The organism is Longitalea luteola, assembly GCF_017356035.1.
Taxonomy (GTDB): domain Bacteria; phylum Bacteroidota; class Bacteroidia; order Chitinophagales; family Chitinophagaceae; genus Niastella; species Niastella luteola.
On sequence record NZ_JAFIQX010000006.1, the window covers coordinates 214,589 to 231,453 of the forward strand.

Annotated in this window: 7 protein-coding genes; all 7 read right to left on the reverse strand. The window is 47.2% G+C overall.

All coding sequences use genetic code 11. The features are described 5' to 3' along the window. Positions 1–27 precede the first annotated feature (27 nt). The 7 genes from JUB15_RS16835 to JUB15_RS16865 all read right to left on the reverse strand — a co-directional run bounded on the left by JUB15_RS16835 (position 28) and on the right by JUB15_RS16865 (position 16,856). Positions 28–3,369, reverse strand: coding sequence for a DUF5107 domain-containing protein (locus JUB15_RS16835; RefSeq protein ID WP_207513662.1), 3,342 nt, complete (start codon positions 3,367–3,369; stop codon positions 28–30). A gap of 188 nt (positions 3,370–3,557) precedes the next feature. Continuing rightward, positions 3,558–6,419, reverse strand: coding sequence for a DUF8487 domain-containing protein (locus JUB15_RS16840; RefSeq protein WP_207513663.1), 2,862 nt, complete (start codon positions 6,417–6,419; stop codon positions 3,558–3,560). A 140-nt stretch (positions 6,420–6,559) separates the two neighbouring features. Next, positions 6,560–8,215, reverse strand: a complete 1,656-nt coding sequence (locus JUB15_RS16845) for a glycoside hydrolase (RefSeq protein WP_207513664.1) — start codon at positions 8,213–8,215, stop codon at positions 6,560–6,562. A 289-nt stretch (positions 8,216–8,504) separates the two neighbouring features. After that, the gene (locus JUB15_RS16850) at positions 8,505–10,100 is read right to left on the reverse strand and encodes a RagB/SusD family nutrient uptake outer membrane protein (RefSeq protein WP_207513665.1); all 1,596 of its coding nucleotides are present in this window, start codon (positions 10,098–10,100) and stop codon (positions 8,505–8,507) included. Between the two features lie 28 nt (positions 10,101–10,128). Further along, positions 10,129–13,239 carry a SusC/RagA family TonB-linked outer membrane protein gene (locus tag JUB15_RS16855; RefSeq protein WP_207513666.1) on the reverse strand — a complete coding sequence of 1,037 codons (3,111 nt, stop codon included), beginning with the start codon at positions 13,237–13,239 and terminating at the stop codon, positions 10,129–10,131. Between the two features lie 188 nt (positions 13,240–13,427). Next, complete coding sequence (locus JUB15_RS16860) at positions 13,428–15,428, reverse strand: polysaccharide lyase family 8 super-sandwich domain-containing protein (RefSeq protein ID WP_207513667.1); 2,001 nt, start codon at positions 15,426–15,428, stop codon at positions 13,428–13,430. Positions 15,429–15,557: 129 nt separating this feature from the next. Beyond that, positions 15,558–16,856, reverse strand: coding sequence for a glycoside hydrolase family 88 protein (locus tag JUB15_RS16865; protein WP_242696384.1), 1,299 nt, complete (start codon positions 16,854–16,856; stop codon positions 15,558–15,560). Positions 16,857–16,865 lie beyond the last annotated feature (9 nt).

A 16,865-nucleotide genomic window follows, 5' to 3' on the forward strand; every position in this document is an offset into this window, starting at 1 on the left:
TGAGACCAAACCGTGCCACGGTTCATGTTAGCTTATTAACTTTTCAACTTTTTTCACCATTTCAAGATGGGTTTGTGCGCCAAAATGCATGGCGTCATGATCCAGCGCTTTTTTCAAACAGGCGCCTGCTTCTTCTTTATGTAATCCAAGATAGCCAAGTCCCATCATGTAATAGCAATGCGTTTGATTGCGCAGTTGCAGGTCATCTTCGAAGATCAACAGATCGGGCAGCGATACCGCGAAATAATCGATCTTCACCACATCCTGCAAATGTGTTTCTCCATATTCTACCAGCCGGGTAAATATCTGGTGGGCTTTATCTTTTTCGCCCAGCGCGTTCCAGGCCAGGCCCTGGTAAAAGATCTTGTCGGGCTGCTGATCGTTATAGAACATGGCAGCGGTTGGTTCGGCCAGTCCCTCGGTGGCTTTATGCAGAAAAGCAGTCGCTTTTTTCGTATTGCCCAAACCTTCGTATGCGGAAGCCAACCAATAGAAAATATCATTTTCCTGGGCGCCATGCAGTTTGCCTTCGCCCAAACCAGGCGGATATACCTGCGCCTGCTCAAGCAATGCAATAGCCTTTTCAAATTGTGCAGCCTCGATCAGCTGACGGGCCATTCCCACCAGGCTATAAATATATTGTCCTGACACCTTGCCTTCACCGCCTTCCCAGGGATGGAATTGCCGTTGCATGATCAGTTCATAGGCCTTTTCAAATTCGCCCAGGAAATTGTACAAAGCAGCCCTTTCCAGGTAAAGATCATCCCGTTGACCGACAACAGCTACATGTTCCTCCAAAAATGCCAGCCGTTTCCTGGGTGATCTGTTCAGGCGTTTGTACAATTGATCCAGCTCCATCAGTACCCGCGCATCCGTTGTATCCAATGCAAATGCGTTTTCGTAACAGTGCAGCGCTTTCTCTGGGTCGTTCCGTTTATTGAAATATGCAATGCCCAGATTACGGAATGCGGTAGGGAAGGAAGCATCTCTGTGCACGGCCAATTCCCAGCCGGCGATGGCATCCTCATATTGGCGTTTATCGTACCAGAGATTGCCGAGGTAATACGGCGCGCGGGCATCGGCTGTATTTACAGTAGCAGCCATTTGCAATACGGCAATATCTTCCAGCCGGTTCGGAAAACAACAACGCGGATCGGCCTGTGCGCCTTTTACAAAATGGGTCATGGCCTTCTCTGCTTCACCCAACTGCTGATACGCCCATCCCAGGTAGTACCAGAGCATCGGCGAATCGGGCCCTGCATTCTGTTCAACTGCCAGTTGCAGCAATTCTATTGCTTCCTGGTAAGCCCCGACAGCCATATAATCCAGTGCGTATTCCAAATAATTGTGTGCATTTCCCCTGGCGATCTGCAGCAATTGATCGAGGGAATTTTTTGCAGCAGCCGCATTGCCCAAATGGCTGAACAGCTTGTGCTGTTCAAAGAGGATGGATAAATTAAAAAGATCTTTTTCCAAAGCCGATGCGCATGCTTTAACAGCAGTTTGATTCAATCCAAGTTTTCGCAGGGCAAGTACTTTAACCGCCATGGCCTTGCTGTTCTTTGCATTCCGGTCAAGTGATCTTTCGATATGCTCAAGCGCCAGGTCGAAATTACCGTGGGCACAATCTATTTGGGCTACTGAAAAAAAGCCACTGTCCTGCCAGGCACTGTTCCAGGTTGATTTGTAAAATGCATTGTATGCTTCCTTTAACCGGCCCTGCATTTTCAAGCACAAGCCTAAATTATAATATGGTTCCCCGTCGTATGGATTGGGATTGCGGGAAGTGAGGGTTTCAATCGCTTTCCGGAAATAGGGTTCGCTCTTCGCAAACTGTCCTCTGCGAAGCAGCCATAATCCAAGTGCATTATTGTTGCGGATATCTTTCGGGTCCCTGCGTAATGCTTCTTCGTAATACGGCACAGGGCTGTAGGTAGCATGGCGGTATTGCTCCAGGTGCAGGCCGGTTAAAAACAATTGCTCGTTATTCTCCACATCCTTTGGTTCCAATGCTGCTTTGGCCGGCTCTGGAATGTCACTTTGTTTATTGGCCTTGCTTTCATACCGCAATACTTCTTTCCCGTCTTTGTTCGTGAGCACGAACAAAATATTATCGGCTGTTATCTCTTCAGCAACAGCCAATGATTTTGTATATACTTTTTCCGGACTGGCCAGAATAACTTCATTCAATAGAACCTGGTCATCTTTTGACAATAGGATCTTCAGTACCTGGGCCGAAGTAGCAAACACCTTCACCTGCAGTTCACCGTTGATTTTCTCTACATTCATCAATACATCCCTGGTGGCGTTCTTCACCACACCCAACTCACGGTAAGGCATAAAGTATTGGGTGAATGATTTTTCCTCATAGGGCATCAGCCAGCTGAAATCAGGCTGGTTGTCGGTGAACACACCGGTCATGAGCTCAATATAAGGACCATCTTCATCGGTGAGGTTCCGGTCCCAGGCCTGGCCGAAGTCGCTGTGCCCCCAGGTCCATTGTTTTTTACCGGGTGATACATGGTGGTTGGCAACATGCAAAACGCCCGCCTGGGTGTCATGCTCATAGCCACCGACAAAATCGTAGTCTGAATTGACGGCCATGTAAGAAGTAGGCACCGGTATGTTTTTATAGCGGGAAATATCGGTACCTGGCGAGTAATCTACTTTATAATAAGTGCCGGTAGCAATAGGAAAGGTAGACACATCTCTTTTACCATGGTCAAAAACGGCATTTACGTCTGGCGGAAATACAGATTGATAATGATCGTTCACCCGCACCGCCGGATTAGCCCACCATAAAAAGGTCTGGGGCAGGGGCGTGCGGTTGTACAATTTTACTTTTATTTCCAGGTAAGCTTTGTCGGGATATAATGTAAACCCTGCCATTCCTTTTGTACGGAACATGCGCTCTACTTCATTTACCCAAACCGTTTTGCTGCCGTCTTCGTTTTCTTCTATGGAGTAATCTACCGCCTCATACGTGCTGGGCCGGTGGTGTTGCGGCCAGTTAAATTCAATGCCTCCTGAGATCCAGGGGCCGCACAAGCCAACCAGCGCAGGTTTAATAACCTGGTTATAATAGATAAAATGCCGTTGCTTTATCTTGTCATACGCCATTTGTACGCGGCCGCCCAGTTGCGGCAGGATCATGATCTTCAGGTATTGGTTCTCCAGGAAAAGCGCCTGGTATTCCTTGTCCTTTTTCTCATCATAGATCTTTTCAATAACCGGGTTAGGATATACAACGCCACTGCTTCCCTGATACACCCGCTTTTCAAAGAACATGGGATTTTTATCCGGTTCACCTACTTCATAGGTCGGAATCGTTACTTTTTCTTCCCACACCTGTATAATTGATTTGTTCATTTACGTTAGAATTAGTTTTATAACAAACTTAGTTTTGAAGCAACGACTGCAAAATGGAAAATACTTCGAAAAAGATGGACAATCTTATGGAGTTTACAGTTCATAGTTTAAAGTTCTTAGTTCGCAGTTCTCAGAAAATTCACCATTGTCCATTCACCATTGACCACTCACCATTCACCACTCACCATTCACCACTCACCATTCACCAATGACTTTAGCTTGTCTACTCTCACTGATGTAGCTGGCTGAAAGGCATTCCCACCCATATACTGCTTCAGGCTGTACAATAACTGCCTCGCTTCCGGCCGGTTGTGCTGGTCTGTTAGCAGATCAATGCCCGACAACAACAACCTGCCTTTTCCAACTTTGCATTCTACGATCAGGCCCAGGGGACGGGCAGTTACCCAATCATCGATCACCCGCACAATTGGTTGCAGTCCCTTTGCAAGCGAGTCGAGCTGAATGGCCCTCGAATGACGCATGCCATCCCACCATTGCCAGTTGCTGTGGTATTGGGTCGGAAAGGAAGCCAGCGCAGGATGCCGGGGATTACATAATATTCCTAAGGTAACCGGGGGCTGACTGCTTGTCCAGGCTGTATTCCAGAAAATACTTGAAAAACCGATGGCAATGTTTCCCGGTTTACCTTGCTGCAGGGTGTCTTTTTTCAGGCTCAGCAACACTTTCCCTCCTTTGTCAAGGGTCTCCAGCGCCTTTGCATCCAGCTGCCCGGTCACGAGCACGTCCGGGGCGTTGTCTGACAATGAAGCCGGATATACAAACAGGTCCCAGGAATTTTGATACGCCCCAACAGAAACCGTTAGCGTAAGTCTTTCCGGCCGTTGTACGGCTTGCAGGGATAACCTGATCGTTCCTAACGGAATGGCATTTCCTAAAGGAATATTGGTTGTTGGCAATTGTCCCTGGAATAGTGTTTTACCCCTTTCATTGGTGATTACCCAGGCCGGCGTTACCTGGTCAAGCACAGTTGGGCCAAATTGCGCCACTTCCACCGGCACCGATAACTCTTCATTATTAAGATAGATCATTTTAGGCAATTTTGCCAGGGGCACCACCGCATTACAGAAACGGCTATACGCTTTAGCAGTAACATACCCTTTTTCTTCCCAAAAAGGATTCAACACGCCCACGAGCGCTGTTCCCTGTCCGGGGAAATCATGCAGATCAAGCAGCTGAAAACCTGCAAAACCAGGCGTACGCAGGGCGGCTTCTATATCGGCTTTATAACACAATACCTGCAGTTTGCCGGAAGCCAGCAAAAAGCTGTCGGCCAGCTTGCTCATGCCATGGCTATTGAGCTTGTCCCTGAAGATCTCAAAATTCTTTGCTTTTAATACGCCGGTATACTTTTTAATTTCTTTAAAATCGGGGTACACACACCATTGCCCGATCTCATGGCTTACAGTCGGCAGTTGCCATTTAGATATGAGGTTACTCCAATTATAGTCTGCTCTTGGCGGCTGACCGTTGATAATACTTTTCAACCCTTCGCCCCAGCGTTGGATGCGTGGCGTAGGGCTGCTGTTGAAGTCCTGTTTGTCAATGACCGGCCAACCGGCGCCCGTGGTATACAAGCGCCGGGGATCTTTATTTTTCCAGTAGGCTACAAAATCTGTCAGGTATTTAACGTGGTTCTTGCCGTTAGGTTCATTCCCATACGCCATCAGGCAAAACGAGGGATGGTTACCATAGGCTTTCACCACCCGTTCGCTTTCTTCATACATATATTGGTCAAGCGGTTTGCCATCACCAATGGTAGCTCCCTGGTTGGCCCAGGAGGAACATTCTACCTGCAGGTAGAAACCCATGCGGTCTGCAGCGTCAAAGGCGGCAGCAGGCGGCGTCCACGAATGAAAGCGCATATGGTTCAGGCCAAAAGAACGGGCTACTTTGAAAATGTGCAGCCAGGAAGCCACGTCCGTGGGCGGGTAGCCTGTTTTCGGGAATATGGCACACTCCAGGGTTCCCCGTAAAAAAGCTGGCCGGCCGTTGATGGTGAATTGGGTACCATTCGCCGCGAATGCGCGCATGCCGAACTGAACCTGCTTTTCATCTTTACCCCCGCTTTGTATTAGCTGTACTTTCAACGTATACAGGTTGGGTTCGAACTCATCCCACAGCAATGGCTTTGTACCCATTGAATAGTGCATCTCCAGAGTGGCGCTGTCACCCGTTATCTCAATATCTTTTGTCAGGGATTTTAATTTCTCTGCAGGGGAGTGTTGGGCGGTTGCCTGCAATTGAAGGGTGGCCTTAGCCGGTTTGCCGGTGGCATTCGCGATGGTCACTTTCGCTAACACTTCTTTGGTCATTATATCCGGATACAATTGCACATCCTTTACATACACTGGTGAACGGGCGTTCAATGCTAACCGGCCTATCATGCCATTCCAGTTACTCTGCGTGTGATCGGAGATGCTGTGTGAGTTCTGGCCAACATCAACATCCTTGACCCGGTTATCTATGCGAATGGTAATTTGATGGGTGCCTGGCGTAAGCACTTTGCTAAGATCGAAAACATGTGGCGTGCCCAGGCTGTTCTGCATACCAACCGCTGCACCATCTACCCAAACAGTAGTTTCCCAATGGCTGCGTTCAATGAACAATTCCAGTTGTTTGCCTTTCCAGGCCGCCGGAACGGTTACTGTTTTCTGGTACCAGGCAGGGCCTTTATAATATTTAACAGGCTGCAACCAGAAGGGCACTTTAACGTTTCCCTTTTTACGATAAGCAGCATACTCAGGTTTTACGAACCAGGAAGAGTCCCAGATACTTCCTGTCCAGGGCGTAAACACATCGATATCATTTCCTTTTCCATTCGTGGTCATAGAGCCGGGCAATGTAATGGCATCCGGCAGCTTCCGGTTAAACCATTGCTGTTCGACGCCTTTATCCAGCGAATCAGCCTGAAAACGCCATTGGCCCGATAAATTAAATGTATTCTGTAATTCCTGATGAGGCTGCGCCTTTACAATTGAGTTAATTAACAAAAAGGGAACCAACAAGAAACAGGGAATCTTCTTTATCATGTCACTTTAGATATTTTTATGGTAATATCAAACCGTGCCACGGATTGCCCTTCGACTGCGTTTGGCACCGTGGCACGGTTAGTCTGCGTTACCCTCTTTTTCCGCCAGCTGGCGGATACGGGCGGGCAAGTGTCTCGCGTTTATTGAATTGTACCTGCTAAAGTTACTACCGAACGGGCAGGAACAACGATATTATTCAATGCGTTGGCGGTTCTTTTCAAATTATAGGCAAAATCGGTGGTATAAACAGCTACTGCATTGCCTGTCAGATTCAATGAACTATTCTCTCCCTTCAGCTCCAGGATCTTGTCCTTTGCTTCGGGATTGACAACCACCACTACCAATTTCTTACTGGTCTCATCTTTGTAAGCAGAGATCATTAAAGTGTTGGCCGCAGTAACAGCATCTGTTATTCCCTGCACATTAGCGGTAATACGTTTCATGCCGGGCCGGATAAAACGGGCATAGTTACCAAAAGACCATAGTTGCTTTGAGTCCAACACAATGCCATCCTGCTTGCAATTGTTTACATTCATCTGGCCAGCCGGATCGTTTATGTACACGAGCGCGTCGCTGTAATTATACGGACTGATAGCCAGCCACCAGTGCCAGGATGTTACATTGGTAATGGCCAGGTCGTGATGCAGCACTTTTGCCACATATAAACCATAATCGATGCTTGTATTTCTCGGGTAACCATTGTATTTACCACAGATATCGCCCAGAATACCGAATTCGGTCTGCCATACGGGCAATGATGCATCAACCTGGTTGATCTTTGCCACTACCTGCTTCCGGACATTGATCATGTTATCATCAGGACAGGTGGTAAAATAACTATGAGCCGAGATGGCTTTTTCAACAGCGGGGAGGTTCCCAATATAATTGGCAGATGCGGGGGTGAAGAACTGATTGATCTGGTCGCCTCTGCCATCATTGTTGCGCCCGGTTAAAAAATCCCATTGCGCTGCTTCGCCTATTACCACTTTAGAAGAAGTAGCTGCCAATTTTGGCGACAATGCTTTTACCAAAGCGGCCAGTTCTGCATTGGTTGCCTGGGTGCCTTCCTGGCCAGCGCTGGTAGCCTGCCCCCAGGTCCACTGAGGTTCATTCACCGGGCTCAGATAGTCAAACTGAAAATGTTTGGTCACCTCGGCCATAAAATCGGCGTATGCGTCCATCTTGCCATCCTGCAGGTTCATTACGATACCACCGCTGCTGTTATACGCTTTTCCATTTCTGGACATATGAACAGGTGGGGTAAGCGAAAAGCCGACTGTATATTTTATCCCGCGTTGTTTGGCGGCCTGCAGAAACCATTGCTGACCGGCTTGTTTCGTCCAATCGTAGGAACCATCGGCATTTAAAAAACATTCCTCTCTTCGCCATTCATCGGCGATATTGCTGGAAGTGCCCTGTTCAAAACTGCCGCCGCCGATATTGAACCGCCATAAAGTCAAACCAATGCCTTTGGGTGATCCATCCTGCAGCGTATCGGTGCTGAACAGGAGATCGGCAATTTGATTCTTCTTCTGAACATCATTCCATTTGCCAATGTACTTCGCCGTCCAGCAATCAGAAGCACCGAAGCTGTGAATGGTTTGTTTCACCTCGTTAAGGTTAACGGTAACAATTGTTTTGGGTTGCTGCTGGCAGGTGTCTACACCCAGGTATACACAGGTGTTAGGCGGTGGGGGAGGTTCCTCACCGCCTGAAGCGCCTTTTTTGCTGCAGGAAAACCAGCAAGTACACAGCAACAGCCACATAAGTATGTGAGAACGATTATTTTTCTTCATAGAAATATTAAGGTTGTGAAACGTGAATGTGGTGAATGGTCAATGGTGAATAGTGAATAGAAACGCTACTTTTCGGCTTGCAGCACTTTCGCAGAGCCCATTGACTATTGCCCATTGACTATTGACCATTGACTATTGTCCATTGCCCATTGACTATTGACCATTGCCCATTGACCATTGCCCATTATCCATTGACCATTGCCCATTGACCATTGCCCATTGACTATTGCCCATTGACCATTGCCCATTGACTATTGCCCATTGACCATTGCCCATTGACCATTGCCCATTAAAAGTATCCCGGGTTCTGCTCCACCACACCTTCAGAGGAAATAACCTGACTGTTGGGGATGGGCCAAACCAGGTGGATCGCAGGATTGAAATGAAATCCTTTGTTCTGTGGCTCGGTTTTATTATTTACTTCCCAGTAATCGGTGCTCACCGTTGTATTGTATTTGACAAAACTTCCATTAGGGCCAAAAACGCTGTTAATGACCGGTGCTCCACTTTGATCTTTCCAACGGCGCAGATCATATAACCGGTCGCCTTCCAGCGCCAGCTCCAGCCTTCTTTCTTTCCGAACGGCATTGGTGAGGTTCCAGCCACTGAGGCTCATGTCGGTTGTCAGGCTAACGCGGTCTCGTATCCTTTTTAAAGATGATAGCGCTTCAGCCGTATGGTTGTGCATGGCGGCTGCTTCTGCATGGATGAGCAGCACATCGGCAAAGCGTAAGATGATATCGTTCAAAGCATACAAACCGTTTGCCGGGCGCTGGGCTTTGGGCACATAGCGCTTTCTGCTGAATCGTCCTGATTTGGAAGAAGCGGTTCCCGAACCGGTATAAGGTCTGGCATCAAACTTCGGCGTATTGGGGTCGCCCACGACCGGCAACCCGTGCCGGTTGATGGTCCAATGCAGGCGAATGCTGTCACCCTCAGCCATGAACGCTTTTTCCAGATCGCTGGTCACGGAAATATAGCCCCAGCCGCCATCTGCTACAGAGTTCATCGGAATAACATACCCGTTGGCAGGAAGGGCCGGTTGTTGTGAAGATGCATTTTGGATTTCGAATATTGATTCGGTGCCGTTTTTATAATTGTAATTCCATAAAGTGCCGAATGTGCTTTCCAGGCTATAATCACCCAGGTCGATCACCTGTTTGGCAGTTGCTTCTGCATTTACCCAGTCTTCGGCATACAAATAGGTTTTGGCCAGCAACGCAAGTGCTGCGCCCTTCGAAGCCCGGAACCTGTCTGCAGCAGGGTATTGTGATCTCCGGGGCAGTATTGCGGCGGATTCCTTCAGATCATTGATGATAAAATCATATACTTCTTTGGCAGAGGAACGGGCAACATGGGTGGTAGGCGGAAGGATCCGCGTAACGATAGAAACGCCGCCCCAGTTCCGCACGAGGTCAAAATAGTTGAAGGCACGCAAAAACTTCAATTCGGCAATAAACTGGTTCTTGCTGTTTTCGTCGATAGGTGCTTTTTCTATTCCCTGGATAGCCGCATTCCAGATACCGATTGCTTTGTACAACATGATCCAGTGGCCTTCCGCCCTGTCGTTCCCGGCATCGATGGTATAGTGCGCTACGGCATCCCAGGAAGCATGGGTCGACTGATAGGTATTTCCGATCCAGGCATTGTCACTGGCAGCTTCGCCTGATAAGAAGCGCCAGTTCTGTGTTTGCCACCAGGCGTCCCAGTCCACATAGCGATAGCTGGCTTTCGTTGCATTGTTACATTGGTCGAACGTTGTATAGAATTCCGATTCAACTATGTTGGAATTATAAGGAGGCTGATCTAAGAATTCTTTTTTACAGCTTGCATTTGTGAATGAAGCAACAATGATAGATGTATATAGAAAGATTTTCTTGTTCATTTTTTCCGGTTTATTATGTTAGCAGTAATTACAGCCCTACACTAAGCCCTAGCAAATAGGTTCTTGCCTGTGTGGGTTGAAAGTTGTCGATACCGTTCAAACCAATGCCCTGAAAAGGAAGTTCGGGGTTCAAACCAGAGTAGTTCGTAAGCGTAAACAGGTTTTGCGCCGATGCATAAATCCTCAAGCTGTTGAATGCTTTTACCAGGTCTCTGGGCAGCGTATAACCTAACTGTATCAACCGGCACCGGGTAAACGAAGCATCCTCAACCAGGAAGGAATTCATTTTGCTGAAATTACCATTCGGATCCGTAGCTTTTAAAATAGGGAAGCTGTTGGAAGTACCTTCGCCATGCCAGAACTTATCGCCCAGGCCCGACATGAAATTGTATTTACCCGAACCATTCATTAATAGGCGGTAACCATTATTATATTTCTGACCATAAGAGCCGTAAAATTCTGCCCTGAAATCAAAATTGCTGTAGTTCAACGTAAGGGTTAAGCCGCCGGTTAATTTTGGCCAGGGTGAACCCAGGTCAGTAAGGTCCTTGTTATCAATTACGCCATCGCCATCAATATCTTTGAATATGAGGTCGCCTGCTTTTGCCAGCGGCTGCATACGCACATTGTCTTTATTTACATAAGCAGCGGCTTCTGCATCGGTTTGAAATACGCCTAAAACTTCATAACCATACCAGGCGCCCGGCTCATGGCCTTTTGTAACCCGCGAGCGGAAAGTGGTGATCACATCGTTATTCACGCCATACCGGATAGGATCATTGGCACCCAAGTTATCAGCCACTGATTTGAAATGGCTCAGAATGAGATCTACACCAAAGCGGAGTTGCTTTGTGATGTTATCCCGATAGCCAATATTGATATCCCAACCTTTGGTAGTTAATTTTCCCACATTTGCCTCCTGGGTAGGAATATATCCCTGGGCATAGCCCAGCACCGGGTCAACAGGAAGGCTCAGCAGTAAATTCCTGGGTGTTCTTATGTAACCCTCCAATGTAAAATTTAATTTGTTCTGGAATAAATTTCCATCCAGTCCCACCGTATAATCTTCCTGTTCTTCCCATTTGATCTCAGGATTGGCTATATAGTTGGTGGTATAACCAATGATGGCCGCACCGTTGGCATCGGGATAAGAGATGGGACCAACAGTCGAGTAATACAAACCTAACCCGGGCAGGTTGCCGCCGGCTTTACCCCAGCTGGCTCTTAATTTTAAGTAATTAACGGTCTTATTTAATTTCTCGAAGAACGGCTCATCCGAGATCACCCAGGCGGCAGACAGGGTTGGAAAATATCCCCAACGGTATAATGGATTTACCAGCGAGGTTCCATCTGCACGCATGGTTGCCGTGAGGTAATAACGTTCATTAAAATTATACCGGAAAGATCCGAAGTAAGAAACCATTTTACCAAAGGGTGTAGAGCCGGTTGATGCACCAGGCTGATACCAGCCGCTTGCTCCTACAACCGTTGGCGCCGCAGAAACATACTGATACGGCTCCTCTTCAAATGGTATTCCTTTCTTTGTAACCGAAGTTCCCTTCACCGTAAAGTCATCAGCGCTTTGACCGGCCAGCAGATCAATATTGTGTTTATTAAGTGTCAATCTGTAATTTGCTGTATTGGTGATCTTCCAGCGCATATTCTGCTGGTTATCCTGGTACACCTGGTCTTCTCTGTTATTACTGTTTGTTGCCAGGTAATATTTCGGTGTATAATTGGTGTTGCTGGTGGCAGTGCCAAATCCTTCCAACTGGGTTCTCAGCGTCAGGTTCTTCACTGGCTTCGCCTCTGCATACAATGAATATTGAGCACCCCAGGCATCATTATTGTTGAAATTGGTCCTGAAATAAAAATCCGGATTAACAACCCCATTAACAGGAGAGCGGTTCGGCATACTGTAATATGGATTGAAAGCGGTCATATCCATAAATCCATTGGGAATGGATCTAAGAACAGAATCCGCAGACTTAAATGGCAGCGTAGTAGGGTCCATCATATAGGCCCGGCTAAGATTGCTGCCATCTGAGTTCAGCCATTTTTCGAAACGGGGCGCAAACTGCAAACCCACTTTAAAGATCTTATTCAATGCAAAGTCAATATTCAGGCGGGCGGTGATCCTGCTCCAGTCGCCGCCTTTGTCAGTAGCATAATAGGAGTTTTGTTTATAGTAACCCAGGTTGCCATATATAGACAATCCGTCTTTACCCCCGGTGACACTTAAATTGTAATTCTGGCGGTTGCCCACATCGAACGTACTGTTCCAGTAATCTGTATGAGTTACGTTGTCGGGGTTTGGAAAATAAGGCGCAGCGCCGCTATTCGCAGCAACGGTGTTCATGATGCGCACATATTCGCTGGCATCGGCCAGTTTCACTTTGGGCACTTTATCCCAACCATAGGAAGCTTCAAAGCTGACACTGGGTTTTCCTTTACCTCTTTTAGTAGTGACGAGTATAACGCCCTGGCCCGCACGCGAACCATATATCGCAGAAGCCGAAGCGTCTTTCAATACATCGATGGATTCAATATCGGCAGGATTCAAAAAATTAAGCGCATTGTAACCCATTTCATTACCATCCACTATCACCAGTGGAGTGGTGTTCTTGCTAAGACTGCTCAAACCCCTGATCAAAATAGTCGGCTGAGAACCGGGTAAACCGTTCCCCGAGAAAACCTGCACGCCGGCCATTTTACCCTGGATGGCGTTGGCCACGTTTCCCGTTACATAGGATTTGATCTCTTTCGAACTTAACGAAGAAACCGCCGTGGTAACACTTTTACGTGAAACGGATTGATAACCGATGACCACGACCTCATTCATTTGTGCCTCTTGCGATTGAAGCGACACTTCGATAAATGTTTTGCCGGCTACAGGTATTTCCCTGGATAAATATCCGATATGAGAAATAACCAACACCGCATCATCAGCAACGGCAAGTGTAAATTCACCGCTTCCGTTTGTAACAACGCCCGTGTTCTGGCCTTTGATACTGACGCCGGCTCCAGAGAGCGGCTCATTATTACTTCCTGTTACTTTCCCTTTCACAGTGGAAGTTTGCGCAAAACATGGAACGATAGCGAATAGAAGGCAGGCATATAACAGCAATCGTTTTTTCATAAAGCGTTTGGTTTGATTCCGCGTGGGAGATTTTTGAATAAGCAAATCTTGAATTTATAAGCCCGAAAGCCAATAGAAATTCTTATGAAAAAGATGGACTATTTTATGGTGAATGGTCAATGGTCAATAGTGAATGGTCAATGATGAAACGGTTCTATCTAAGATGTTACAAGTGGCAGGCTTAAACGTCAACGGTGTAGCTTCTTACAAACAGTGATTCCACCAGGAGGCAGCGACAATTCAAATGATTTACCGGAGAAAGTGAAACGAACGGAAATTCCTGTATGCGAAGGATCACTGGCATATAACACCCCATTCTTTATCAGAACGAGACAGGGTTTATCTGTTTGTATTTCATCTAATTTACCCGGTGCATAAAATGCTGCCATCTTTGTACCATCGTTAAAACGGATGGCCTGGCATTGGTCATCGTTGCGTAAGACATTCCAATTGGGCCTATTAAATAATTTCCTGGCCTCACCAGGTGTTGTACACAGGGCCAATGCATAACCTGTTGCCCTACTTGTATCATGAACCAATACAGGCATGAACATTTTTTCAGTTACCTTTTCAGTTGTTTCGGAAGCATTGATGGAAGTCCAGGTACCGGTCACTTCTTTCGCATGCAGGTCAATGGTCGCCGGCGAAAGAGGCATATAGGCAAAACCGGCATGATGGATCCAGTGTACGTCCTTCACCGTATGTATTCCCTCTTTAATGACATTTCCCGGTTTGTTTACAGTTATATCGCTCTGCCAGCGGCACTGATCAAGCGCCGTAAAAATATTTCCGGAAACATTAGTGCCTTTCATACCTGACAATAAACAGATCACAACATCCTGGTAAGCGGCCCAGCATTTACGGGCAGTCAATGTCTGCGTTCCGGATTTGTCTTTTAATACATAGTCCATAGCGAATAACCCTTCGGTTTCGCTGGCCACGCCGCCCACGAATGCCTGGCGATCGATCTGATGCGCATTGGCGAATGTGGTTACGCCGGGCAATAGTGTATAATCCCAAACGGGCATCAGGTCGAAATATTCACGGCCATTTTTAACGAGGTAAGCATCGCCGCTGTTCAGCAGTTTTCCTTTCAGGTTTTCCCGGTTGATAGATTCGGTAGCGAGAGTACGGGTAGAGATCGTTTTCAGAAAAAAGCTAAAACCAGGACGATGATATGCTGCGAAATCCGAATAAGGATAATAACGGTAACCCTTCATTGATCCTTTTCCGTTTTGAATAGCTTCCATGGTATTAAATGCATTGGCCTTTGCCGGATCCAGTTCCCTTATAAATGGAATGAGTGGCCGCAGATCAGCGGCCTGCAATTCTCCTTTCCTCGAAGAAGAACGATCCATAGTGCCCGGCACTGTATGAATGCCTCTCGCCATCCATTGCCAGCCATTGAGCACTGCATTCGTGAGGATATTCACTTTTTCTTCCGGAAAGGCCAGTGATGTTTCCCGCAGCTGCCAGGCGAGCCGCAACCCTTCCCACAAATACGCTTTACCATACTGGTACATCTGCAGGCGGTTACCATGCTGATGGAAACTGTGATCCGGTTGTACGCCTTCCCCCCTGGTGATCTGAATTTCCCGCATCAACAATTTCCGGCAACGATCCATCAACACGGTATCCTTTGTAAGCGCCCCATAATGCAAACCCAGATCGGCGCACCAGATGAGATTACCCGCCACAAAATCATCATGCACCTTATGCTGTGCCAGTATTTCCAATGATTGCTTCAGGCGCAATGCAGAAAGATCATTTCGTAAGAGCACCAGAATATCACGCATATAGCGGGGAACACCGATCTCATTGTGCCACCAGTTGTCGCTTTTGTAGCGCTTCAGCAGCCAATGATCCAGCGCAACGTTTATTTTTTCCCAAAGCTGTTTGTCATGGTATTGGACAGTCATTGGCGTAACCCACACCTGCGCCATTTCTTTTATGCGTTGCAGGTGGCGGGAAACTTTCCATCCGGCCGGTTCCCGGTCTTCATAATTTATATCCGCCCATTGTCCATGTGCGTTCAATGGGGCTGACCAACTGCCACCAGAAGTCATTTGAAGTGCTGACGTGCGGAACAGGTACGCCTTGTAACGATCCAATATAGTGTCTGACTGTGCCTGGGTTGAAAGCAGCAGGAATAATTTAAAGGAGAGGAGGAAAGTAATTTTGAATTTCATACAATTAATGGTAAATGGTCAATGCAAGCTGTTACAAGTTGCATTTTGCAGGGAAAACGAAGCAGCATGCCCTGAACCTGTAACCTGAAACAGGTAACCGTTATCCCTGTATCAGCAACTTTCAAACTATTAACGAGCATTATATCTCCGAAGCGCTTCAATGTAATAATAATCAGCATAAGTAAGCGGCACATCAACTTCCGCATTACCTGGTACACCACCACAGCTATGCTTTAACAGGAAGCCGCCGTTCTCACCAACTGCTGCGCGGTATTGCGGCGAGGACAGGGATCTAAGCATGGTTTCCGCCGCCGCCAGATATTTCTTTTTGAGCCTGGCGTCCACATAATCGGCCAGTTCGAACAGGGCAGATGAAACGATAGCTGCTGCCGATGCATCGCGGGGAGTTACCGGATACTTCTTAGGATCATAATTCCACGGTGGCGTGAACCCCGGCTGTCCTACATTAAAATCCCAATACGGAACCTTATCTTTCGGCAGATTGGGATGATCCAGGAAGAAATCCGCCATCCTCGCCGCCACGTCTAAATACTTTTTATCTTTTGTTTCGCGATAAGTCATGGTAAACCCATAAATACCCCACGCTTGTCCGCGCGACCAGGTTGAGTTGTCTGAAAATCCCTGCTGGGTTTCTTTACTAAGGGGTTCGCCGGTTACAGAATCGTAATTAATTACATGGTAACTACTATAGTCGGGCCGCAAGTGATGTTTAATTGTTTTGTCGGCATGTTTGATTGCTATGTCTTTAAAATATGGATCACCTGTTACGCGGGAGGCGAAGAACAACAATTCCAGATTCATCATATTGTCTATGATCACCGGAAAGGTCAATAGCCGTTTGCCGTCGAGCGATTTTATCTGGTCCCATGATTTAATGCAGCCAACTTTAGGGTAATACCTTGCGGCCAGCGACTTTGCCGATTGTATCAGGATGTCCTTGTATTGAGGTTTTCCTGTTAAGCGGTATGTATTGCCAAAGCTACAGTACATCATAAACCCCAGGTCATGGTTCACCTTCACGGTTTGCAGCTTCTCCAGGATCTTCAGCCGTTCTTCAACCTCATTCAGCAGCGTGCTGTCTTTTGACAGCTCGTACAGGTAAGCCATTGTGCCGGGGTAAAAACCGCTGATCCAGGCATAGGGACCTACCGTTTTCAGGCTGCCATCCTCGAATGTGCGTGGCAGTTGATCCGCCGGCAGGTCGGCAGTAAGTAACTTGTATTGTTGTATCGATTGGTTCACCACCGCTTTCACCCAGGGCCGTTTTGATAAGCCCGATTGCATTTTTTGAGCATGAACCTTGTTTAACAAGGCGAATGCCAGGAACAGGATTATGTATCTTATCTGCTGAACGCTTAACGGGTAACGACAAAAACGAAGCGCCTTATAACGTTGTAATTGTTGCATTGTAATGTT